We start from the raw sequence: 21,356 nt of genomic DNA, 5'->3' as shown, positions 1-21,356 counted from the left end.
GTGCGTTGCCGGTCCGCAGCTGGGAGGCGTCCTCGGCGAAGGTGGTGTCGCGGACGACATGGTGCAGGGCCTCAATCTTCCAGTGGTCGCGGACGAGTCGGGCGAGCTGGGCCGCGGTGGCCTGCTCGGCGGTCAGGCTGGTGACGGCGTAGACCGTCTTGACGGTGGTCTTGCCGGTCTTGTGGTCGGTGCGCCGGCGTTTGATCTGGACGGCCTGGCGGACTCCGGGGAAGAGGAGGCTGTTGACGGTGGCGGCCTTGATCCGGCGGATCTCGGAGCGGCCGTGGCCGATGCCTCGGGTGCGTCCCTGAAGCGGGATGTCTTTCCAGGGAAGGGACCCCAGCTGTCGGCGCAGCTTCTTCTGGTTGCCTTTGACGATCACGATGTAGCGGGCGCCCCGGCCGAGGAGGTAGTCAGCGTGCTCGCGCTGGGTGTGCATGGCGTCGCTGGTGACGACGGTTCCTGCCAGGTCGGCGACGGTGTCGAGCAGCGGCTGGAAGCAGGTGATCTCGTTCGTCTTCTCGCCGACGTCCAGCTGGGCCAGGGCCAGGCCGGTGGCGTGCTCCAGTGCGGCGAGCAGGTGGATCTTGCGGCCGTTCGCTTTGGCCGCACCGCGCAGGCTTTTGCCGTCCACTGCCAGGCCGCGCCGCCCGGGCGCCTTCGGGCGGCGGTCGGCGAGCCAGCGCCCGACCGCCCGGTCCAGCGCGTCGCCGTCGACGCGGGCCAGTAGCCGCCGGACCGTCGTTTCCGCAGGCAGGAGCCGCTTCGGGAACAGTGGGTCGAGGCGTATTCCGAGGCGTTGAAGGATGTGTGGCGGGGCATCGGCGATCCACTCGCTGACTGCCAGCACAGAGGTCGCCCCCGCCAGAACCGCGCACGCGGTCAGTGCGAGCATGGCAACGAGAGCGTGCCGTACGCCGCGCGGCTCTCTTGGGTCGGGCACCTCGGCCAGCCGCCCCAGCAGGCCCGGGACCTCGTCGGATACGACCTCGGGATGCTCGCGGAGCTGGTCAAGGGCAGGCGGGATCAGCGATGATGCGTCGGCGGGCACGGTCTTCCACTCGGATCACGGCGCGTAGAGAACCCCATGATCTTGGAAGCCGTGCCTGTCACGTTCCGGTGGCACCGTCGAGCTGGCAGATCGTCACGAACCAGGCGTCACGCGACTACGCCGAAGCCTTGGTGTCCACCCCGGGCTAAATGGGACGAAGAACGGGGTCGATCTCGGCCAGGGCTTTGTGTATCTGACGAGCCCCCAGGGCAACGCGGTCGTCAGTGTCCCGCAACATCTCCTCGCACAAATGCATCGCGTTGTCCCGGTCCTCGGAGGAAATGCTGAACACATCGTGAAGTGCGGTGTGGATCCAATCGCTGTGATTCGAGTCGGCGACTGCCAGTGCGGAGGCGACTACCGCCAACCCGATCCTGTCCTTTCGCCGCAGCACGGCTTCCGCGGTCACCCGGGTGACGAAGGTGTCACCTGCGTCGAGCACGAGCTCCAGCAGCGGCCCGAGGGCCTCCTGCATCTCGGCGAAGCCTGCCAGGCCGTGACCGGCATCCGCCCGGTCACGGTAATCGTGGCTTCGCCCGAGCTCACGGAGTACCACGACAGCTGCATGCCGCCGGTCTCTGTCCACCCGCCTACCCACCCTCTCCCGCAATTTCGGGTCAAAATACCACTGGGGCACCCTCCAGATAATCGCTTCGCCCCCGCGGATCAAGGCGTCATAGGTTCCAGGACATGCACAGCACCTTGACGGAGCACGCCCGGTGTCTCTATGGAGACGAGTTCGGACCGACGCCTGAGTGCGACCTCGACCACCGGGAGCACTACTTCGTCGAGGAACTGACTTTCGCTGACCCGGATTCGATCCTCGCCATGCTCCGTGAGCTCTGCCCGCACGTGGTCGATGGTCGTTTGCCGGTCTGGGTTCGCAACCTGTCCTACCGGTTGGTGCTCCTGCAGCGACCTGATGAGCCAGCGCTGATGCGCGAGGCTGCCGAGAACTTGTGGCTGCACGGACCGGACTGGGATCGCGTCGCGGCGGACCTGACCAGGCGCGCAGACGCCCTGGACGCCGGCTGAGTTGAGACGCGGTGTTCATGGTGCGAGCCGGAGACTGATCGAGGCCAGCAATCAGGCAGGAGTTGGCGGCGCGACACGCCCCGATACTCCCGGACGCCGAGATTGTTGCCCACTACTTTTAGCAACCCCGCCCGCGATCGGCCCAGTCGGTCCGTGAGCTGGGTAGTTCGGATAAGCCTGCGTCAGATGTTCGCTCCTGCGACCTGACCCGGCCCAACGGGCGCGGCTTGCCGAGATCCGCGACAACTTGATCGCCCGAATCGCCGAAGCCGAGGCGGAAGGCTGGCTCGGCGAGGTCGAAGGTCTCCAGGTCAGCCTGGCCGGCGCCGAGGAGAAGCTCCGCCAGCTCGATCGGGGCCACGGGCAGCCTACGGCCGTGGACCTGGGCATCCCCACCACACGTGGTGATCGATGAGCCCATGAAGGCGGGCTGCCGCATGGCTCAATCAAGATCGAGAATAAGTTCGAAGAAGCGTGCGTCAAACGCCCTTCAGAACACGATCAAGTGCCGCCCGACCTACGGGTCCCCAGTTCGGCTTGCCGCCGGGAAGGCCCCGATCTCCGTTCTGCCCCATGAGCATCAGGAAGAGGCTCTTCATAGCGGCCAGCCCGCGGGCGCGCCGAATCGCCGCCTCGTCTGCACGCGCGTACGTGTCGAAGAACCGTGAGGCCGTGCCTGCGGGTAGCAACACCCATGCGGCGGCGAGGTCCAATGCCGGATCGCCGGCGAACATGTCACCGAAGTCGACGATGCCCGAGAGCGTTCCGTCCGAGACCACGACGTTCGCGGGATGGAGGTCGCCATGCACCCAGAGCGGTGGCGCCTCCCACTCGGGCGCTGCGACGGCGTCGTCCCAGACGGCCCGGACATCGTTGGCGAGGTCGTCGAGGGCAACGGCGTGGAAGAAGTGGTCGAAGCCGTCCGTGCAGTTCCTGGGATGGGCACCGCGGTCCGTAGCGATCGGCGCCTCGGCGGGCGCCTCCACATGGAGCGCCCGGAGGAAACCCGCCAGCGTGTCGGCCGCGTGGGCGCCGCGGCTGATCGAGCCGTGGTCCAGCGGCTCGCCGGGAACCCACGTCATCACGGTCCAGTGCTTGGGGAAGCGCTCGGATGGTTCGCCGAACCGCACCGGGGTCGGTACCGGGAGCGGCAGGTGCGGGGCCAGCACGGGCAGCCACCGCCGCTCCTTCAACTGGAGTTCCGGGGTGCGGTCCATGCGCTGCATGCGCACGGCCAACTCGTCCCCAAGGCGCCACATTTGGTTGCCCCAGCCGCCCGCCACCTCGCGGATGGCCAGCCCTGCAAGGTCTGGATGTTGCTCCTGCAGCAGGTCGCGGACCAGGTCTGCGGTGATCTCGATCTCGGTGTCGGTCATGCGAAGTCACAGTACCGAGGCGGCAGACGGAGCGGCTCTCGCTCTCCGGAACGTCTCACTGTGATTCCTCTGGCATCACCAATTCGGTTTCAGAGAGCTGCAGACCAGAGGCTTTGGGACGGAACGGCCCCAAAGTTCAGAGAAGCGTGTATTCGATGCTCCATGCCCCGACCGGATCCGGCCCAGAGACACCACCTCGTCGAGATCCGCGACAACCTGATCGCCCGAATCACCGAAGCAGAACAGGAGGGATGGCTCGGTGAGATCGAAGGACTCCAAGTCAGCCTCGCCAGCGCAGAGGAGAAGCTCACCCAGCACGATGCAGAGCAAGTCCGTCAACGCCAAGTGATCGGTCTCGGCATGCCCCGCTTCAGCCAGATCGCGGCACGAATCAGTGCGGCAAGAGGGCCTTCAAGTTAGCCGAGCCTCATCCACACGGATGATCTACACCACCCCGACTCACGCCCTACGGGCGGCGGGCCAGCAAATGGGTATCGAGAAAGCCCCGCTCGGACGCTGGGTCGTGGAGCAGCCGGGCGAACGTGACGAGCCCGGCCCCGGCCAGCAGCTCGGCGAACCGGTCCACAGGCCAGCTATAGGCGGGCGTCACCTTGTGGTCGAAGCGGACCGGCTCCGGTCCCTCGGTCCCGAAGAGGGACACCAGGAGCAGGCCCCCTGGTGCCAGGACACGCACCTGCTCGGCGAGCAGCGCGGGCAATTCTCCAGGTGGGGTATGGATCATCGAGTAGTGGGCCAGCACTCCGCCGAGCGCGCCGTCTTCGACCGGCAGGGCTTCCATTCGCGCTTCGTCGAACCGCAGCGTCGCATGGGCCCGCCGAGCGTGGTCGACCATGGCCGGGGAGAGGTCGAGTCCGAAGGCGTCCAGCCCCAAGTCGTGCAGCATGGCCGTCAGATGACCAGGTCCGCACCCGACGTCGGCTACCCGCAGGTTCCCCGTGGCACGCACGAGCTCGGCGAAGGTGCCGATCATGTTCCGCGCGAACGGCCGCGTCTCCAACTGACTAGTGAACATCGAGGCATACAGGTCGACGACCCCGTCGTAGGCCGCCCTGGTCTCGTCCTGATGTTTCAACACGGGAAGGAAACTAACACCCGCACCGTTCGCAGCCGTTCTCCGGCCCCATTCCGGCGCTTCCCCTCAGGACTGATCGTCCCGTCACCTGATCACGGGACACCCTCCTTAGTTCAGAGAAGTCACGAGACCGAACGAGATCGCGCCGCTCCATACCGGCCTCGGCATCGGGTACCTCCCAGGCTGCCCCCCTGGCTCGGTGACCAGCCTAAGCCGGTGTCGCTCGCGCGGCACGTTGCCGCCTTTCTTGCCGACCGCGGTGGAGAACGAACACCAGGCGGAGGCCCTGCCTTCACCCCAGGTGACGCAGTCGCCTCCTCCCGGGACCGCGCTCGTTGCATCCTTGGGGCATTCCATTCGATGTCTATACGCCGTTCACCCTGAGCCATAGCCTGGCGGGACTTCGCTTCCGGCAAGGCTCCATACAACCTGAGGAGAACGGCTTGCGACTCGACAAAACCAAGGCCAAGGCAGTGATGGCAGCGGCTCTCGTCGCATGTGCGACAGCCGTCGCGGCTCCTAGCACAGCGCACGCCGCTGGGACACCTGAGGTGAAGACCGTTACGCAGGCGTGGCCAGGCGTCTACACCCGCGTCCACGCCGTCAACGCACGCGCCGACAAGACCACGTCCGCCCGCGTAGTCTGGACGATTCCTGATCATTCGGGTGCCAAATGTGCGCGAAGTGACTGCCAGGCAATTCGTGGCGGCTCATACACCTGCTGGAGCGGAGGACCTTCCGGGAACACCTGGATCATCGTCCTGAACCGCCAGCTCCGTGCCGGGTTCGTGGCCGCCAAATGCGTGACCGTCGGACCTTGGGAGTGACATCGGCTGGAGGCCGGTGACCGCGCGCGCGTCGCCGCCAGCGGCACCGGGCTCGCCACCGCCAGCATCGACACGACGGCGCGCATCTGGGACCGGGCCACCGGCACCCCCACCGCCGCCCTCACCGGCTTCACCGAGCAGGAGTGGGCGGCCTTCCGTGGCGGAGTACGTGACGGCGAGTTCGACTGACACGCCTACAGCACAAGAGCGGTCTACACCCGGAGGCCCGCCGGCATGCGCAAGCGCGTCCGCAGGCCGCACCCGGCCTCGGCACTGAGCGTCCTACTTGGCGAGTCATGCCAGATAGGGCGCTCGGTCACATCTTCGTTGTACTGAGCGCCGTACCTGGCCGGTCTGGCCAAGTACGGCGCTCATTTTGGTGTGTCAGCGGCGAGTCAGGTGGCCGAGAGCGGTGGGCGGCGTCATTGCCCGGTCGTCCCAAGGGTCTGGTCGGCCGTCGCGAGGCGGTGCTCCGCCGGCTTCAGCACTTCGTAGAGGTGGCCGAAGTACTCCGTTTTCGCCGTTCCGGTGAGCACCGCCAGCAGGAAGGCCAGGCACCCCATGTCGTGATGCTCCCACAGGGGGCCGCCCCCCCCTCGTTGTAGAGCACGGTTCACTCGTCGGGGTGCTGACCGGGCCGCGCGAGCCAGTACAGGAACGCACCTGTGCCCTCCACGAATGCCCACGGCAGGACCTTCGCTCCCGCCTCCTGTAGGCCAGCCGGCTTGTCCTCGAACTCCCACAAGTCGGTCAGGATCTCGTCCCGTTCCGCCGTCTGCGCGTGCAGGTCGCAGTCGTCGTAGGCGGAGTCCGGTACCAGCAGCCAGATCCGGCAGGCATGAAGGAGAAGCCGCAGGCCAACCGCGTCCCGGTCCGAGTCATCGTCTCGGACCGAGTGCTGGCGGCCTGGCTCGCCGACTACGCGGCGCGGAACCCGAAGGTCAAGTTCGAGGTCCTCTACGTGCCCTGAGGATCACCGGTTCTTGAAGTCCTCGATGGCTTCCCGGACCGCCTCCTGCATCGCGTCGCTTCCGGCATGCCCTGAGTCTTCGATGATGTGCAGCCTCGCGTGCGGCCACGCCTTCGCCAGCTCCCACGCCGTCTGTACCGGACTGCCCATGTCGTGTCGGCCGTGGACCAGCACCGCCGGGATCCCGGCCAGCTTGTGGGCGTTGCACAGTAGTTGGTCCTCCTCCAGCCACGCGCCGTTGCTGAAGAAGTGGGAGCAGATCCGTACGAACGCGATCTGCGCGTCGACCTCGCGATTGCTGTACATGCCGGGCACGCCGTTGGGCTCGTTCGAGATGACCGCGTCTTCCCAAGCGAGCCAGTCGGCAGCAGCCTTCTCCCGGATCGCCCGGTCAGGGTTCTCCATCAGCCGCGCGTAGGCCGCGAGCAAGTCGCCGTCCCGCTCGTCCTCGGGAACACCGTCGCGGAACCGGTCCCACGCCTCGGGGTAGAACCGCCCGGCACCCCGGTAGAGCCAGTCGATCTCAGTGCGGCGGGTCATCGTCACTGCCGGGATGACCATCTCACTGACCCGATCGGGGTGCTGTTGGGCATAGGCCAGGATGAGCGTCGAGCCCCAGGAGCCGCCGTTCAGCAACCACCGCTCGATGCCGAGGTGCTCGCGCAGCCGCTCCATGTCGTCGATCAAGTGCTGCGTGGTGTTCAGACTCATGTCCGCCGCCGGGTCGCTGGCGTGCGGGGTGCTACGACCGCAGTGGCGCTGGTCGAAGCGGATGACGCGGTAGCGCTCGGGGTCCCAGGCCCTCGTCGGCCGCCGCGGTGCACCCGACCCCGGTCCGCCGTGGACATTCAGGGCAGGCTTGCCTTGAGGGTTGCCGAGCTGTTCGTAGTAGACGCGATTGCCGTCCCCGGCGTCGATAAATCCATGGTCGTAGGGACTGATCGGAGAGTAGAGATCAACCATGACCGTCGATCCTATGGCGTGATCGTTGTTGAGCTCCGTGTTTTTCCCCCAACCTGCCCCATGGACATGGGCGTTGAGCTGACAAATGAGCGAAGTCGCCGGCAGGTGGCTTTACACCGCCCAGGTGCGGCAACAGTGTCTTCAGTAGGTCCTCACACGACCCGAGCTTCCCCGGAGCACTAACGGAGCGTCACCAGGGCACGGAGGAACACGCCGGCTTCACGGAAATCTTGGATGAGCCGCATTACATGGCCGTTGACAAACACCCCAGGCCAGAACCCACCCCACACGCCAACTAACACCCCCCGAAACAACAACGGCCGACCGCCCGCCCGCTCGGCCATGAACTGGGAGATGTGCCCCCACGACTGCCCCAGCGGACCTGTTCGCCCCCGGGAGCCGACAGCTACAACAGGGCGGGGGAGTACGCCGGAAAGGCTGTCCCGCTGTCACCGGACCGAAGAGGTATTGCCATGCGCGCGCACGAGAAACGTCCTGAGAAGCAAGAAGGGACGCCGGGAACCGGTGTGCGGCGGACGTCTTCCGTGTCCAGGGGCGTGGACCAGGGGCCGAAGAGCGCGGCGCGGGCCACCGCGCTCCAAGGTCTGGTGGGCAATCACGTGGTCGCGCGCCTGCTCAAGGAGGAGCGGCACGTCCACGGCGCCAGCTGCGGGCACGGTCACACGGGCGGGGCGAACGGCGACGCGGACGCGGCACGGGAGAGCGAGCCGGTCGACCAGGTGGCGCTGCTCAACGACGCCATCAACTCTCCGAGCCAGCCGATCGCCGACCCGGTCCGCAAGGAGGCGGAGGCGTTCTACCAGACCGACCTGTCACCCGCGCGCGTCCACAGCGACACCGTCGCTCAGCGGGCCACCGCGGCGATGGGGGCCGAGGCGATGACGATCGGTCACCACATCTTCCTGCCACCGCAGGCGGCTCAGAAGAAGGAGATCGTCGGCCACGAGCTGAGTCACGTGAGCGACAACCTCTCCGGGCTGAAGGAGACGGGGAACACCAACAGCGCGGGCGTCACCGTCACCGACCCGGGGCAAGGCTCCGAGCGCAAGGCAGTGGCCAACGGTGCGGCGTTCGCCGCGGGAGCGGGCAGCGCGCCGTCGCGAGGCCCGCGCCCGCCGGCCCGGCCCGGCTGGGCCATGGACAGCGGGGGGGTGGGCATGCCCGCACAGCGCTCCGTGGGCAACGTGGCGGGCCTGGTCGTGGCCCGCGCGAAGGACGAGAAGTCCTCCAAGAACAGCAAGTCCTCCAAAGACAGTAAGTCTTCCAAGGAGAGCAAGTCCTCCAAGGACAAAGGGTCCACGAGCAAGAGCAGCAGCTCCAAGGCCGCGCAGCCCCCGGCGGCGGCGAGCGGCAAGGCCCCCGGCCGCGAGGAGATCCTCGCTGAACTCGACCGGCTCGCCGAGCTCTGCACCTGTAAGCAGAACAAGAAGCAGTGGGGCCGGATCACCAAGCAGATAGCGATCCGCTACACCCGCGACTACGCGGACGAGCGCGATGCGCAGAGCCTGCGGCACGTTGTCCGCAGGGCACTCGCCGCCGTGTCCCACGCCGAGCGAAAGGAAAGGGAGGGAGCGGCGTCGGCACAGGGCAACGGCAAGGCGGGTCCGTCGGGCGATGCCGGGGCGACGAAGTCCGCGCAGGCGGTCGTGGAGCAGGAGATCCAGGCGGCGACGGTCAACGGGCACCTGGTCTTCGCCAGCAATTACAACCAGTCCATGCGGCGGCTCTTCGAGATGCTGCGGGAACTGGGTGACGGCGGCGACGAGCAGGACGTGGTGGGCGGAGACGCCCTCCAGACGCTGCTGACGGCGGACTTCGGTGACCAGGAGGGCGTACCGGACGAGGAGGCCGGGCTCGACAGCGACAGCGAGTCGGGCTCCGAGGCCGAAGAGGCGCCCGCCCTGGCCGGCGCGGGCAAGGGCAAGGGCAAACGGCCCGCGGGGGCGCGCGCCGACAAGGACACGAAGCGCCGCCGCACCGAGAAGGACGCCGAAGACGGCGCGCCGAGGAGCAGCAGGAAGGCGCGGGAGCAGGAGGGGACCCGGCGGAACCGGCAGGCCCTGCTGAAGGTCCGTGAGGGGTTCATGGCACAGGTGCGGGCCCTGGAGGCGGTGGACCCGGACGCCATGGACGTGGACGGGGCGGAGAGCGACGGGTTCAAGCGGGACAACGCCACGTTGAAGGCTCTGCGCGAGACCTCACACATTCGCCTCGTCGACGTTTCCAACGAGAAAGCGAAGATGCCGTCGTACCGGAAATACCTGGCCGATCTGCTCGCGCCGGGAAAAAACCCGGGATACGCCTACCTGGTGCACAACGGCGAGGGATCGAAGAAGATGCATGCGGAGCAGAAGCTGCTGCAGATGCTTCAAAATGCAGAATTCGACGCGGACACGCCCCATGACCCCATCCACATCCGCGGTTCGAAAAGGCCGTGCGACGCCTGTCTCGCCATGCTGCGCTATTTCGAGGAGGAGGTCGGGCTCAATCTGGTCTACAACCGCCGCGGGAACCAGCTCTACAAGGAAGCAGTCGACAGCGGTGTCCGGAACCTCTCCGGGCATGACGAGTCGACGACCGCGGACGTCGGTGAGCACTTGCGCGGGCACATGGGTGACCCGGAGCGCCTCATGTACGCGTCCGCGCCGAGGAATGCGCACCCCGCACCGGCCGGCAACGGCCTCGAGGAGGCCGAGCCGGGAGCCGGGGGCGGCATGGAGCAGCGGTACACGGTACCGGAGAAGGTGAACAAGAAGGGCGAGACCGTCCGCGTGATCCCGGCCGACACCGAGATCCTGGTGAAGGACGACACCCCCTCCAACAGCGAGGCCGAGGACGTCGACGAGTCGGAATTGGTGTCGAAGACCAGCGCGCTCCGGATCGGCAACCCGGTGGGCGCTCAGGCGCCGACCTCGAATGAGCTGAAGGCCGAACGGGATGCGGAGCTGAAGGCGAGGGCCGAGGCGAGGGGGCAGGTGTTCGAGAAGGAGACGGTACCCGAATTGCGAAGCGCGGCAGGAGAAAAATTCTGGAAATTGGTCCAAGCCCGTACAGGGAAGGGCGGTCAGTATGAAAAGGGATTCCCTGATGCCTTGCGTCTGAAGATCAGGGAACTGACGCAGAATGACCTCGAGATGAAGAATCTGATCCTGAAACGCCTCGATATATCTGCTGCCGCACTGGATAAGCAGATAGGGAAGCTCGACAGTAAAGCCAAGCAGGCCACCCCGCTCAACAGAGTCGAAGGCGCGACCGAAGAGCTGGAAGCGCACATTCCTGAACCCCTGAAAAGCATGTGGCTGGCCAAGAAGGCGGAGAACGCGAAGCTTCCCCCCGGGCAGGAACCCGGGAAGCTGAGCGTGAATGAAAAGGACGTACTCACTGCTGACTTCAAGCAATTCCTGGCCGAGATGATGCAGACATGGCCGACGCGGATATCCGGCAACTCGATAGCGGACCACCTGCTCGTGCCCCAGACCTCGTTCAAGAACTGGTCGAAAAAGTTCCCCAAGTTGGACTGAGCACCGAGCGAGAAGTTCTTCGCACCCAACCGCGTCAGAGCGCACCGGACCGCACCGGGCACAGCATGTCGGGTCCGCGAAGATGATCCTTCCTAGCGTGGTGGACGTAAGGAGAAGGAGGGCCGGGAGTGCTGGAACGCCTCAACCAGGCCATGGAGTACTTCGAGGACCACCTCCATGAGTCGATCGACGAGGCCGAACTCGCGCGGATCGCGATCGCGCTGTTCGACGAGTTCCTCGACGGCCTGATCTGGCTGGCCCCGCGGACGAACTCGGCGAGGAGAGTGATCTCCTCCCCCGCCACCGGTGTAGGAGTCCATGGCCTCGAACGGGTCGTCCGGCCCGAACATGCGCACCCGCACGAACGACATCCGGCCCACCACGACGTCCTCGACCGCGTCCAACTACTCCTGATCCACATCCTCACGCGCGGCAAGGTCTTCGGCCAGGATGTCGGCATCGATGCGGGCCGTGACCGACCACACCTGGAGCATGTCCTCGAACTCGTAGGAACGCACCGGGTGTTCGTGGTGGTAGGCAAGGCCCGATCAACGACGAGTCGGCGGGCAGCACCCGCTCGGTGGGCGGGGCGCTCGTCATTCCCGTACGGTAGCGCCGCGGGCGCACCGGTGTCAGCGCGTTGCACCCGGTCCCACCGCGCAAAGCGGTGCGCCTGCCGAGTGGAGTTCTGCCCCGGCTTGGCATGGAACTCCTCACGGAATGTCCCTTGGGGGTCGGTTCCTCGTCGTAGGGTGCTGTGGGGCAGCATGGGGCGATGCTCTTCGATCAGCCGCTGCCTCACGAAGTGAAAGTCATCGATTCCACCTCGCTGTTCAGGCTGGAGGGGCAGGCGTCGGATCTCGGCCTGAGTCAGCGGTCGGACCCGGCGTGAGTGCGCGCGCATGCGGCGCCCGATGGCACCCACGGCCCTGTAACACAGCCTGTCCCACCGCCCGGACGTGCCCCGTCAGCTGCGGTGCGAGCTGTTGATCACTCTGCGCGCCGGAGACCGGGTGAGGAGCCTGCTGGACGCACTTCCCCAGGATTTCACCCCGCTGCCGAGGGTGACCTCCCGCGACGAAGGCCTACAGGTCGGCCAACTCCTTGATCGTGCCCCTTCGGTCAGGGAATGGCTCCTGCGGGAGGACAAGGGCTCGGGGCAGCTGCAACACGCATCGCCGCTGCCGGGGTTCGGCATCCGTTGACCAGCTCGTCCACGCCCCGCGAGTCCGCTGACATCGCGTCAGACTGCACCCGGTACCGCACCGGGTGCACTGCTTTCCCCCTACGCTTGCGTCGCAGCCGCCCGTGGCCAGGCGGCGCCGCGCAGGAGACGGAGGCGACATGATCCCGCGCCCCTACCGGATGAAGGGCGCCGCCGTTCAGTGTCGATATGCCCATCTCGGCTTCGACATGGGCGACCGGACGCCCTGACCGGACACGTTCGATGAGAATCCGCCTGCCGTGAACGGTCAGCCGGGCATTATGGCGTTTGTGCCTCCCCAAGGTGTGGTGGACCTGGCAAAGACACCTGCCTGCCACACGCACGCTCCGGCAGCCTGCCATCTCTCCTGCAGCCCTGGCCTCAGGCCGTCGACGGCCCGGATGGCACCGTCTCGGAGCCCCTGCGGGGGGGGCGGGTGCGACCCCGGCCGTACTGCGCCCGCTTGGGTTCTATCGGTCGTCGCAACACCACAGTGCCCTCGGCCTCGTCTTCCTGGTCAGCGCGCTCGTGCCCCGCACTAGGTACGCCCTTGTCGCTGACCCATGAAGTACCCGCAGCGCCTATCACCGGGGTCAGGCCCAGAAGGCGTCGGTGACGGTGATCTGTGGGTCGGCGTGGCGGCGGGTGAAGGTGAAGATGAGCCAGCCGCGGCCGCCGGCGAGGTCGGCGATGTGCGGGCCGCCGGGGCTGGTCGAGGCCAGCGGGCGGACGGTGATCCAATGCGGCAGGTCGAGGTCGGCGCCGATGCCCCGGTAATGGGATCCGCGGCAGTGATCAGCTCCGCGCGGGCCGACAGGACCAGCTGCTTGCCGTCCTCGGGCATGCCCTCGAACTCCTGAAGGGCCTCTGCCGTCCAGTCCATCTTCCACGGAGGGGCGGGGAGCTCGTCGGTCACCGGCCGGGCTCCACGGCACCCGCCTGGCGGCGCAGGCGGCTGTACTCGGCCAGCAGGCGGGTGGACCTCGGGTGGATCGTCCATCCCTCGTACGTCCCCGCCCGCCGCTCCGGCGCCCGCCACCCCGGCGACGGCTGTGGCCAGCAGCCCGCTGAACCCGCGCACCGCGCCCACCACCTGGCCCAGCAGGACGACGACACCGCACTGCTGCCACCCATGCGGGCCGCCCGGATCGGGACCCGGACCATCGAGGTACTGCCCGAGGACCACGACCAGGAACCGGTAGCACCCTTCACCGCCGGGCAAGACGGCTGGTGGGTCCTGCCCGCTGACGCCACCCTCCTGGACGAGGAGGCCGCCCGGGAGATACCGCCGCCCTATCCCGGACTGGTCACCATCGGCAGCACCACAGCGGGCGACCTGCTGCTCCTCAACCTCACGCAGTTGCGCGCCCTACTGTTGGAGGGCACCACGGTCCACGTCACGGAGGTCTGCACGTCCGTCGCCCTCGAACTCGCCATGAGCCCCTGGGCCGCCGACGTCGAGATTGTCACTGTCGGGTTCGGTGCGGAATTGCCGCAGCTGTTGCCTACCGCGCGGATCACCTACCTGCGCCAGGCCAGGCATGCGCTGCGCGACCTGAGTGAACGACTGCTGGAAGCCCACCAGCTGCCGGACACAGTGCATCATCCGTATGTACTGCTGTGCGCATCTGCGCTGGCCCCGGACACGTCTTGGCAGTTGGCCGACCTCCTCGACAGAGCCAGCTCCCTCCCCGTCACATTGATCGCCCCAGCGAGCACGGCGTCGGGCCACTTCCCCCGGGCGGAAACCCTCAACGCCTCCCTCAACGAACCCCAGACCCTCGACTGCACCGGCACCACGATCACCGTGCAGCGCCTGGAACACGCCGCCTACCAGCAGATCACCACCGCCCTCAAAGTCTCCGGACAGCCACCCCACCCGGCCGCGGGAGCCTGGGCAGCGCGGTCAGCGCGGTGCGGGCGGCGGCCAGGGCGTCGCGCATCTGGGCTTCGTTGTCGCGGACTTGGCGGTCGACACGTCGCAGGTCGGTGAGGAGATCTCGGGCGACGTCTCGGCCGCAGCAGTCGGTGGCCGTGGCAGGGCGGATGCCTTTCATCAGGGCAGCGGCCTTCTCCGCGGACAGGCGGGTGGGGGCACCGCCGGGCAGAAGGTCCCGGAGCACGGCATGGAGCCGGTTGATGATGCGGGTGCGCTCGTTGACCAGATCGTCATGGCGTTCGGTCAGCAGTCGCAGGATCGTGGACTGGTCTTCCATCTCCACCCTGCGCAGGTCCTGGCGGAAGAGCGCGACCTGGGCGACGTGGAGGGCGTCGGCTTCGTCGGTCTTGCGGTCCCCGCCGGTGGCCAGGGGCCTGGCCCGGGCGGAGAGGGTGGCGGGCACGTCCACGACATGCTCGCCGGCGGAGGCCAGCTGCTGGGCGAGGCTGCGGCCGAGCCCTTTGGCGCCCTCGACGGCGAAGCGGCGCTCGGGCCACTGCTCGCACCAGCGCATCAGCTGACGGACGGTCCCTGCGTTGACGACGAGGCGCCGCTGGGCGAGCTGTTGCCCTGCGTTGACGACGGCGACAGCCGTGTGGGAGGACTTGTGGGGATCGATACCGATGGTGATCACGTGCACCCTTGACCAGGTCGAGCGGAAAAGGACGGTTACGGTGGGCACTCTGACTTGAAGCCTCTGCGTCCATTGGTCACGCCTCTGTCGAGCCACACCGCGCGGGTGGCGACCGACGGCGGCAAACTCATCATGAGCCAGCCCGAGTTGGGCGGCATGAGGTCACGCGAGCCCGTGCCGATCGGCACCCTGGACGCTACGGCTGCAGACCGTGCGCCTGGACTCGATTGAACAAGTCAGAGGTCCGGCCACCGTCCGGCCCGGCGCAATGCCGGGCAGTTCGCGGACGGCAGGTCTGCATAACGTGGATGCGCGCGTACGACACCGATGCCAAGGTCAGCCGCACCAAGGGAGTTGAGAGCACGATGTTCGACACCGGCGACGCGGGCGTGTCCTCGGCCTGAACGTCGGCAAGACCACCCACCAAGGCCATGGGCTGACCCCGGCCGGCAAGAAGGTCTTCGACAAGCCCCTGCCCAACAGCGAACCGGAACTGCGGGCCGTGTTCGACAAGCTGGCCGCGAAGTTCGGCACCGTCCTGATGACCGTGGACCAGCCCGCCTCGATCGGGCGCCCTGCCCCTGACGGTCGCGAGGGACGCGGGCTGCAAGGTCGCCTACCTGCCAGGAGTTGCCATGCGGAGGATCGCCGACCTCTAACCAGGCGAGGCCGAGACCGACGCGAAAGACGCCGCGGTGATCGCGGACGCCGCCCGCACCATGCTGCACACCCTGCGCTCGCTGGAACTGACTGACGAAATCACCGCCGAGCTGACCGTGCTGGTCTAGGACGGTTCCGGATCCTTGTGCAGGAGCGAGCTCACGTCCCACAACCGGTCCGCGCGGGTGGTGATACTCCGCCCGATACGGGCGTACGTCGATTCGAGAGTGTCCGGCACGTGCCTCTCCCCGCCTTGATCCTTTGGCGGTTTCCCTGCGTGCGCTGATTGCCCCGACTCCATGGCCTCGGGCTGTCCACGTCGCACCGTGTGCCACTCACGGCGCACCCGATGCCTGCCCGGCCTTGCGTCGCCGGCCGGCACGCCGCATGACCGAACACGCGGACACACCGGCGTGTCGTACGGCCGGTGCGTACCGCCCGTACGACACGCGCACCGCAGACGGAACGCGGCCGTCCGCGCCAAATAGGGTGAACGCCGATGAATCCGATCACGGTGGGTGTCGAAGAGGAATACCTGTTGCTCGATCCGGTCACCGGCTTCCCCGTCCCGCTGGCCGAACAGGTGCGCGCCGCCGCCGGCCTGGAGCCGATCGCGGAGGCACGGGAGATCCAGCCGGAGCTGATCGAGGCGCAGATCGAGATCGCCACCCCGGTGTGTACGGGTCTCGACGAGGTGGGCGGCCATCTGCTGCGTCTGCGCCACGCACTGGGACGTGCGGCGGAGAGCCACGGGTGCCGGCTCGCGGCCTGCGGCACGCCGCCGCTCAAGGAAGAGGCGCCACCGCCGGTGACAAACCTGCCGCGTTACCGGGCCGTACGGGCACAGGCACCGCAGCTCGTCGCCGAGCAGTGGGTGTGCGGCATGCACGTGCATGCCGGGGTGCCCGACCCGGAGACCGGTGTGGGGGTCCTGAACCGTGTTCGACTGTGGCTGCCGGTCCTGGTGGCCATGTCGGCGAACTCTCCGTTCTGGGCGGGCCGGGACACCGGGTTCGCCAGTTGGCGCACCATCGTGTTCGGGCGCTGGCCGGTCAGCGGCCCGCCGCCGCACTTCGACGGCCTCGCCGACCACGAGCACCGGGTGCGGCAGCTGCTCTCCTGCGGCGCGATCATGGACGTGGGCCAGATCTACTGGCAGGCCCGCCTCTCCAGCCGCTACCCGACCATCGAGGTGCGCTGCTCGGACGTCCAGCTCCGCGTGGACGAGGCGGTCATGCTGACCGGCATCGTCCGTGCGCTCGTCACGACCGCCGTCAAGGACGTCAAGGCCGGCACCACGGTGCCGCGCTGTGCGCCGGAATTGCTGCAAGCGGCGAACTGGCACGCCGCCCGGCATGGGCTCAGCCGGTCGCTGGTGGACCGCGACGGCATGCTCCGCAGCGCCGGAGACGTGCTGTCCCAGCTGATGGACCACATCACACCCGCCCTCGACGAGGCCGGAGACACCCGCGAGGTCACCGCGCTCGTTCATCGCCTGCTCAGGGAGGGCACGGCAGCCGACCGGCAGCGCCGTGTCGTGGCCGACGGCGGCCTGCGCGCCGTCACCGACCTGATCATCAACGAGACCACGGCGGACTGAGCCGCGTTCCAGGCGCCCGAAGGCGGCGATCCGGCGGGAAGGGGGCCGGGAACGGTCACCCAGAGTGGCTGGGGCTCCTGCGCCGCACCACCGATCCGCCCTTCGATGTCAAGTACCTCGAAGCGCCGCGCGACGACATCCTGGCCTTCCACGAGGTCGGCGGCATCGGCAAAGCAAGGCCGAAGAGCGGGGCCTTGACAGCCCAAGTGATTAGCCGCCATATTATTTGCATGACGAGGGACGGCATCGATGGCGAGGCACCCACGCTGGACCAGGCCAGGCGGCAGGTCGAGCACTACGGCCTGGAGGTCGATCCGCAGGCGGTGCTGGTCGCGGTGCGGCTGATCTCGGCGGGCGCGAGGGTCGGCCGGGCGGCCGAGGCGCACTTTGCCAGGTTCGGCCTGTCGACGGGGCGCTACCGCCTGCTCGCCGACCTCGAAGACCACGGCGGGGAGAAGTCCCCCTCGCGCCTCGCAGTCGACCTCGGTGTCTCCAGGGCCACGGTCACCGGCCTGCTGGACGGCCTCGAACGCGAAGGCCTGATCGCCCGCCGCCCGTCCACGGAGGACGGCCGGGGCACCGTGGCCGTCCTGACCGCGCGCGGGGCGCAGCTCCTGCGCGACATGGCGTCCGATCATTTCGGGCGGCTTGAGGCGATGGTGGGCGGCCTTTGCGTCGAGGAGCGTGCGGTGTTCCTGGATCTGCTCGCCCGCGTGGTGCGCGGCAGTGCGGCCCTGGCCGCTGACTGACCCGGCTCGCAGCTGGTTTGGCCCCGCCCTCCGGGCAGGGCCCCTTTTTACACGGTAATAGTTAGCTTCCTAATTATATTGCGAAGCAGGCCTGCCGCCCCCGCCGCAACCCTTCGCTTCCCTGACACGAACGAGAAAGAGGCCAGCATGCCCGCGACGAAGGACAGAACCAGCCGAAACCGGCCAGCCTCCCGGCCATCCCGGCCGTTCACCCTGTGGCGCGAGGTGCTGACCGCCTACGCCGCCCCCGCGCTGACGGCCGGTACCGCCGCACTCGTCACCGGGCAGCAGGATCTGGCCGTGGCCGCCTGCACCTCCATCGCCGGCACCTCCGCCGTGGTGGCGTTCCTGGTCGGCACCTGGCTGCGGCACGGCGGCCAGCCCCGACGGTGGACCACCAGCACGCCGCGCGTCGCCCTGACCGCCGCACTCGTCATCACCGCCGCCGGCGCGGCGGCCCTGCTGGGATGGTTCACCGCCCAATGGCTACCCGCCCACACCCCGATCCCCGCCGCCCCGTGGCTGGAACGCCTGCGCATCGATCTGCCCGTCTCCGCAGCCCTCGCCACCACCATCGTCACCCTGCGCTGGCGCAGCACCACGGCATAGCCAACCCCGGCACCGGGCCCACCAGCCCCACGAGCCAAGCCCGACCCGAGCCAAGCCCGACCGAGCCCACCCCGCCAGCACCCGCCGCCGGGAAGTCACCAAGGAATGAGCACACGATGATCGTCGTCATGGGAGCGACCGGAGCAACCGGAAACGCCCTGCTCCACAGCCTCCTCGCACACAGCACACCCGTCCGCGCACTGACCCGCACCCCGCACAGGCCGATGCCCGGCATGACCGGCGCACACCAACCGCCCGTCGAGGTCCAGTACGCCGACGCCGCCGACCCCCACTCCCTGCGCACCGCCTTCAAGGGCGCCAGCCAGCTCTTCCTCGCCATGGCCAACAGCCCCGCACAGGTCGAACTCGAAACCCGCGTCATCGACATCGCCGCCCACACCGACATCGGACACATCGTCAAGATCTCCGCACCCGCCGCCGAACCCGACTCCCCGGTCGCCATCTCCCGCGGACACCACGCCGTCGAGGAACACCTGCGCGCAAGCGGCCTCACCCACACCATCCTGCGCCCCTACGCGTTCATGCAGAACCTCCTGCGCCTGGCCCCCACCGTCGCCCAGGGCACCATCCTCGGCACGACGGGCGACGCGCCCTGCAACCACATCGACTGCCGCGACATCGGCGATGTCGCCGCCGCCGCCCTCACCAGGCCCGAAATCGCCGGCGGCACCTACACCCTGACCGGACCCGAAGCCGTCTCCTACCCCGAACTCGCCTCACGGCTGACCGCCCTGACCGGCCATCAGATCCACTACGCCAACCTCAGCCCGGACGAACTGCGCCACAACCTCATCCACAACGCCCACATGCCCACCTGGCTCGCCGACCACGTCACGGAGATCCAGCAACTCGCCATCACCCGACCCGAAACCCCCACCACCACCGTCATCGACATCCTCGGCCGCCCGCCCCGCACCCTCGACGCCTTCCTGCACGAACACCACGCCCACTTCCGCCGATAAGACGCCGCCTCAAGCCCGGTCACGAAACTGCGAATCGTCCCGCCGCACAAGGCAGATGACCAGTCATCGGCCCGGCGGTGGGCGAAGCGGGTGAATCTCCGCCCAGCCGGGCACACGTGGAGCCGATACGCCGCTGGAGATCACACACGTCACCGGCCGGTTGGGTTCCGCGGGGAACTGGTGACAGTTGAATACGAGAGCCAACGACCATCCCCAGCATCCAGGTACCCCCGTGGCCCCTGATGCGGCGTGGCGTGGAGATCACTGCGCGCGGGGAGCAGACAGTGGTGAGCCTGCCGCAAGGCGCCTACCTGCGCATGGGGGCCGATGCGGTGCACCTGCTGCACGGCCTTGACGGCTCCCGCTCCCGCGACGATGTCTCCCGGGCCTGGACCCTTATGGTCTCGGCTGACCGCACGGTGCTGCTGCTGAAGCGGCTCACTCAACTCGGGTTGCTCGGACCCCCGCTACGCACCGACACCGACACCCCTGTCCGCATGCCACGGTGGAGCCGCCGAGGACCCGCCGCCATCCAGCTGACGCTCTACCAACCCCGCCGCCTCACCAGCGCACTGGCCAAGACCGGCAACCTGCTCACCTGCCGCCTTGCCCTGCTCAGCACCTGATGGTGCTGATCGGTGCGGTGGTGCTCGCACTCGCGGCCGCCGCACTGGCCTGGGGCGTGTGGCTGCGGGACGGCGGGGACGACCTCGCCGACCGCTGCCAGGGGACGCTCGCGGTGGAGGAGGCGCGGGCGTTCTTCGGCGCAGAAGAGCTGAAGGCACGCGGTCACACCGGTGACTGGGCCGGCCACGAGTCCCAGTGGTGCTCGGTGTGGGCCAAGGGCGACGACAGCGGGGCGGTTCTGCGCCTCCAGATCCGCCCCAGGGCCGCCTACCGGGCCAACGGCGCCGGTGACGAGGCGTCCGCGACGCCGATCGGGCACGGCTGGAACGGATCCTTCACCGACACGCCCGCCGGACGCGCGCTCACCGAACAGTGCTCGCTCAAGCGGGGCGAGTTGGGACTCTTCCACATGACCGCGTACTACGGTCCGTCAGCCGAGCAGGCCAGGAGGAGTAATCGTCAAGACCTGGGGGATCGAGATTCCTCAGAGGGTCTTCGTCATGAACGTACTGTTCGGGTCGGGTCGGTAGTCCGCGAACGGCTCGCACTGGACGAACCCGAACTTCCCATACAGCTTCCTGGCGGGCAGGAAGAATTCAGCCGCGCCGGTCTCCAGGCTCAGCCGTGTGAACCCCATGGCCTTGGCCTCGGTGATGATGTGCTCCAGCAGACTGGATGCGATCCCGCTTCGCTTGCGCGACGGCGTGGTGCGCATCGACTTCAGCTCTGCATGCCCCACGTCCAGCCTCTTGATCGCACCGCAGCCCACCACAGTGTCACCGTCCACGATCGACCAGAATGTGACCTCGGGCTTGCGAAGCTCGTCGAGATCGAGCGCGTGCTTGCTCTCTACCGGTGTGATGGACCGCATCTGCTGGACGTGCTCGTGGAGGAACCCAGCGATCTCTGCGCCGGACAGGTCGTCCACCGTGATCTTCATTTTGCTCGCCCTTCTGCCGTGGTGGTGCTGTGCCTTGCCCCCAGGCTGCTGAGCGTGGGGATATCGGTCCGGTGTCCGACGAGTTTGCCATCCCTCAGCGATCTACCCCAAGTGAAATGTGCAGGTCGGCTGAGGTATCTCCGCTCCATGACGCGCGCCTGGTCCACTACGCTGCGCTCGCTACGCCACAGATCGCGGTCCGCACCGGTGAGCCTGCTGCCTTCCCGGGCGTCGTAGCGGCAGGGTTCCTCGCTGCGGCTGGTGGACACCAGCACCACCACGGCGCGTGGGTAGCCGAGCATGCGCCGTACCAGCGCCTCAGTAAGGCCGTCGGGGCCGAGGCAACTCTCGAGATCATCCAGCCGCAGCACGCTGTGGGACGCCCGGCATGCCGCGTCGGCGGCGACCTCGACCGACCGCCGGTGAATGGGCACACCCAAGCGTGGTCCGGCAGGTGGGGGGGGGGGGGGGGGGGGGGGGGGGGGAGGGGGGGGGGGGGGGGGGGGGGAGGGGGGGAGGGGGGGGGGGGGGGCACCATCCCTTCCTACCTCCCC

20 protein-coding genes and 2 pseudogenes are annotated in these 21,356 nt (G+C 68.0%); 11 read left to right on the top strand and 11 right to left on the bottom strand.

The window, feature by feature from the left end; genetic code table 11:
- Positions 1-25 precede the first annotated feature (25 nt).
- Positions 26-895: pseudogene (locus tag ACZ499_RS35780) on the bottom strand (ISAs1 family transposase); the annotation flags it as partial.
- Between the two features lie 301 nt (positions 896-1,196).
- The gene (locus tag ACZ499_RS35775; RefSeq protein ID WP_468680823.1) at positions 1,197-1,607 is read right to left on the bottom strand and encodes a hypothetical protein; all 411 of its coding nucleotides are present in this window, start codon (positions 1,605-1,607) and stop codon (positions 1,197-1,199) included.
- A 134-nt stretch (positions 1,608-1,741) separates the two neighbouring features.
- Here ACZ499_RS35775 and ACZ499_RS35770 point away from each other — a divergent pair, with 134 nt between their 5' ends.
- Complete coding sequence (locus ACZ499_RS35770; protein ID WP_468680822.1) at positions 1,742-2,086, top strand: hypothetical protein; 345 nt, start codon at positions 1,742-1,744, stop codon at positions 2,084-2,086.
- Positions 2,087-2,333: 247 nt separating this feature from the next.
- A complete protein-coding gene (locus tag ACZ499_RS35765; RefSeq protein WP_468680821.1) occupies positions 2,334-2,501 on the top strand; it encodes a hypothetical protein in 168 nt (55 codons plus the stop codon).
- A 64-nt stretch (positions 2,502-2,565) separates the two neighbouring features.
- Here the strand turns inward: ACZ499_RS35765 and ACZ499_RS35760 are convergent, their stop codons facing one another.
- Positions 2,566-3,462, bottom strand: a complete 897-nt coding sequence (locus ACZ499_RS35760; RefSeq protein WP_468680819.1) for an aminoglycoside phosphotransferase family protein — start codon at positions 3,460-3,462, stop codon at positions 2,566-2,568.
- Positions 3,463-3,624: 162 nt separating this feature from the next.
- Here ACZ499_RS35760 and ACZ499_RS35755 point away from each other — a divergent pair, with 162 nt between their 5' ends.
- Entirely contained in the window at positions 3,625-3,882 is a 258-nt protein-coding gene (locus tag ACZ499_RS35755) for a hypothetical protein (RefSeq protein ID WP_468680818.1), read from the top strand.
- A gap of 46 nt (positions 3,883-3,928) precedes the next feature.
- Here the strand turns inward: ACZ499_RS35755 and ACZ499_RS35750 are convergent, their stop codons facing one another.
- Both ACZ499_RS35750 and ACZ499_RS35745 read right to left on the bottom strand, forming a co-directional pair.
- Complete coding sequence (locus ACZ499_RS35750) at positions 3,929-4,558, bottom strand: class I SAM-dependent methyltransferase (RefSeq protein WP_468680816.1); 630 nt, start codon at positions 4,556-4,558, stop codon at positions 3,929-3,931.
- Between the two features lie 1,246 nt (positions 4,559-5,804).
- Positions 5,805-5,945, bottom strand: coding sequence for a hypothetical protein (locus ACZ499_RS35745; RefSeq protein WP_468680815.1), 141 nt, complete (start codon positions 5,943-5,945; stop codon positions 5,805-5,807).
- Positions 5,946-6,220: 275 nt separating this feature from the next.
- On the opposite strand from ACZ499_RS35745, the gene ACZ499_RS35740 reads away from it, so the two are divergent.
- Complete coding sequence (locus ACZ499_RS35740) at positions 6,221-6,352, top strand: hypothetical protein (RefSeq protein ID WP_277410938.1); 132 nt, start codon at positions 6,221-6,223, stop codon at positions 6,350-6,352.
- 3 nt (positions 6,353-6,355) lie between these two features.
- On the opposite strand, the gene pip is transcribed toward ACZ499_RS35740, so the two are convergent.
- Positions 6,356-7,315 (bottom strand): prolyl aminopeptidase, encoded by a 960-nt coding sequence (gene pip, locus ACZ499_RS35735; RefSeq protein ID WP_468680813.1) that lies wholly within the window; start codon positions 7,313-7,315, stop codon positions 6,356-6,358.
- Between the two features lie 473 nt (positions 7,316-7,788).
- Here pip and ACZ499_RS35730 point away from each other — a divergent pair, with 473 nt between their 5' ends.
- Positions 7,789-10,857 carry an eCIS core domain-containing protein gene (locus ACZ499_RS35730; RefSeq protein WP_468680811.1) on the top strand — a complete coding sequence of 1,023 codons (3,069 nt, stop codon included), beginning with the start codon at positions 7,789-7,791 and terminating at the stop codon, positions 10,855-10,857.
- Positions 10,858-10,949: 92 nt separating this feature from the next.
- On the opposite strand, the gene ACZ499_RS35725 is transcribed toward ACZ499_RS35730, so the two are convergent.
- From ACZ499_RS35725 to ACZ499_RS35715, 3 genes are all read right to left on the bottom strand, one after another.
- Positions 10,950-11,261, bottom strand: a complete 312-nt coding sequence (locus tag ACZ499_RS35725) for a hypothetical protein (RefSeq protein ID WP_468680809.1) — start codon at positions 11,259-11,261, stop codon at positions 10,950-10,952.
- 1,393 nt (positions 11,262-12,654) lie between these two features.
- Positions 12,655-12,951: a hypothetical protein gene (locus ACZ499_RS35720; protein WP_468680807.1), complete on the bottom strand. Its 297-nt coding sequence runs from the start codon at positions 12,949-12,951 to the stop codon at positions 12,655-12,657.
- Positions 12,952-13,914: 963 nt separating this feature from the next.
- Positions 13,915-14,634 carry an IS110 family transposase gene (locus tag ACZ499_RS35715; RefSeq protein WP_468680805.1) on the bottom strand — a complete coding sequence of 240 codons (720 nt, stop codon included), beginning with the start codon at positions 14,632-14,634 and terminating at the stop codon, positions 13,915-13,917.
- A gap of 365 nt (positions 14,635-14,999) precedes the next feature.
- Here ACZ499_RS35715 and ACZ499_RS35710 point away from each other — a divergent pair.
- The 6 genes and pseudogenes from ACZ499_RS35710 to ACZ499_RS35685 all read left to right on the top strand — a co-directional run.
- Positions 15,000-15,416 (top strand): annotated as a pseudogene (locus tag ACZ499_RS35710) (IS110 family transposase); the annotation flags it as partial.
- Between the two features lie 377 nt (positions 15,417-15,793).
- Entirely contained in the window at positions 15,794-16,894 is a 1,101-nt protein-coding gene (locus ACZ499_RS35705; protein ID WP_468680803.1) for a carboxylate-amine ligase, read from the top strand.
- Between the two features lie 230 nt (positions 16,895-17,124).
- Entirely contained in the window at positions 17,125-17,643 is a 519-nt protein-coding gene (locus ACZ499_RS35700) for a MarR family winged helix-turn-helix transcriptional regulator (RefSeq protein WP_468680802.1), read from the top strand.
- A 147-nt stretch (positions 17,644-17,790) separates the two neighbouring features.
- The gene (locus tag ACZ499_RS35695; RefSeq protein ID WP_468680800.1) at positions 17,791-18,252 is read left to right on the top strand and encodes a hypothetical protein; all 462 of its coding nucleotides are present in this window, start codon (positions 17,791-17,793) and stop codon (positions 18,250-18,252) included.
- A 116-nt stretch (positions 18,253-18,368) separates the two neighbouring features.
- On the top strand, positions 18,369-19,235 hold the full coding sequence (locus ACZ499_RS35690) for an NmrA family NAD(P)-binding protein (protein ID WP_468680798.1): 867 nt from the start codon (positions 18,369-18,371) through the stop codon (positions 19,233-19,235).
- 287 nt (positions 19,236-19,522) lie between these two features.
- Entirely contained in the window at positions 19,523-19,861 is a 339-nt protein-coding gene (locus tag ACZ499_RS35685; RefSeq protein ID WP_468680796.1) for a hypothetical protein, read from the top strand.
- A 485-nt stretch (positions 19,862-20,346) separates the two neighbouring features.
- Here ACZ499_RS35685 and ACZ499_RS35680 read toward each other — a convergent pair whose 3' ends face one another.
- On the bottom strand, positions 20,347-20,802 hold the full coding sequence (locus tag ACZ499_RS35680) for a GNAT family N-acetyltransferase (RefSeq protein WP_468680794.1): 456 nt from the start codon (positions 20,800-20,802) through the stop codon (positions 20,347-20,349).
- Positions 20,799-21,236 (bottom strand): hypothetical protein, encoded by a 438-nt coding sequence (locus ACZ499_RS35675; protein ID WP_468680792.1) that lies wholly within the window; start codon positions 21,234-21,236, stop codon positions 20,799-20,801. Before ACZ499_RS35675 ends, ACZ499_RS35680 begins: the two co-directional genes overlap by 4 nt.
- Between the last annotated feature and the right edge of the window lie 120 nt (positions 21,237-21,356).

Source organism: Streptomyces sp. NPDC031265, assembly GCF_055570295.1.
This window is presented reverse-complemented; position numbering and strand designations above follow the sequence as displayed.

Excerpts from the sequence above, each read along its gene's own strand:
- ACZ499_RS35770 (WP_468680822.1), top strand. The coding sequence starts at position 1,742 with ATGCACAGCACCTTGACGGAGCACGCCCGGTGTCTCTATGGAGACGAG.
- ACZ499_RS35760 (WP_468680819.1), bottom strand. The coding sequence starts at position 3,462 with ATGACCGACACCGAGATCGAGATCACCGCAGACCTGGTCCGCGACCTG.
- ACZ499_RS35755 (WP_468680818.1), top strand. The coding sequence starts at position 3,625 with ATGCCCCGACCGGATCCGGCCCAGAGACACCACCTCGTCGAGATCCGC.
- ACZ499_RS35745 (WP_468680815.1), bottom strand. The coding sequence starts at position 5,945 with ATGGGGTGCCTGGCCTTCCTGCTGGCGGTGCTCACCGGAACGGCGAAA.
- ACZ499_RS35740 (WP_277410938.1), top strand. The coding sequence starts at position 6,221 with ATGAAGGAGAAGCCGCAGGCCAACCGCGTCCCGGTCCGAGTCATCGTC.
- pip (WP_468680813.1), bottom strand. The coding sequence starts at position 7,315 with ATGGTTGATCTCTACTCTCCGATCAGTCCCTACGACCATGGATTTATC.
- ACZ499_RS35730 (WP_468680811.1), top strand. The coding sequence starts at position 7,789 with ATGCGCGCGCACGAGAAACGTCCTGAGAAGCAAGAAGGGACGCCGGGA.
- ACZ499_RS35705 (WP_468680803.1), top strand. The coding sequence starts at position 15,794 with ATGAATCCGATCACGGTGGGTGTCGAAGAGGAATACCTGTTGCTCGAT.
- ACZ499_RS35700 (WP_468680802.1), top strand. The coding sequence starts at position 17,125 with ATGACGAGGGACGGCATCGATGGCGAGGCACCCACGCTGGACCAGGCC.
- ACZ499_RS35695 (WP_468680800.1), top strand. The coding sequence starts at position 17,791 with ATGCCCGCGACGAAGGACAGAACCAGCCGAAACCGGCCAGCCTCCCGG.
- ACZ499_RS35690 (WP_468680798.1), top strand. The coding sequence starts at position 18,369 with ATGATCGTCGTCATGGGAGCGACCGGAGCAACCGGAAACGCCCTGCTC.
- ACZ499_RS35680 (WP_468680794.1), bottom strand. The coding sequence starts at position 20,802 with ATGAAGATCACGGTGGACGACCTGTCCGGCGCAGAGATCGCTGGGTTC.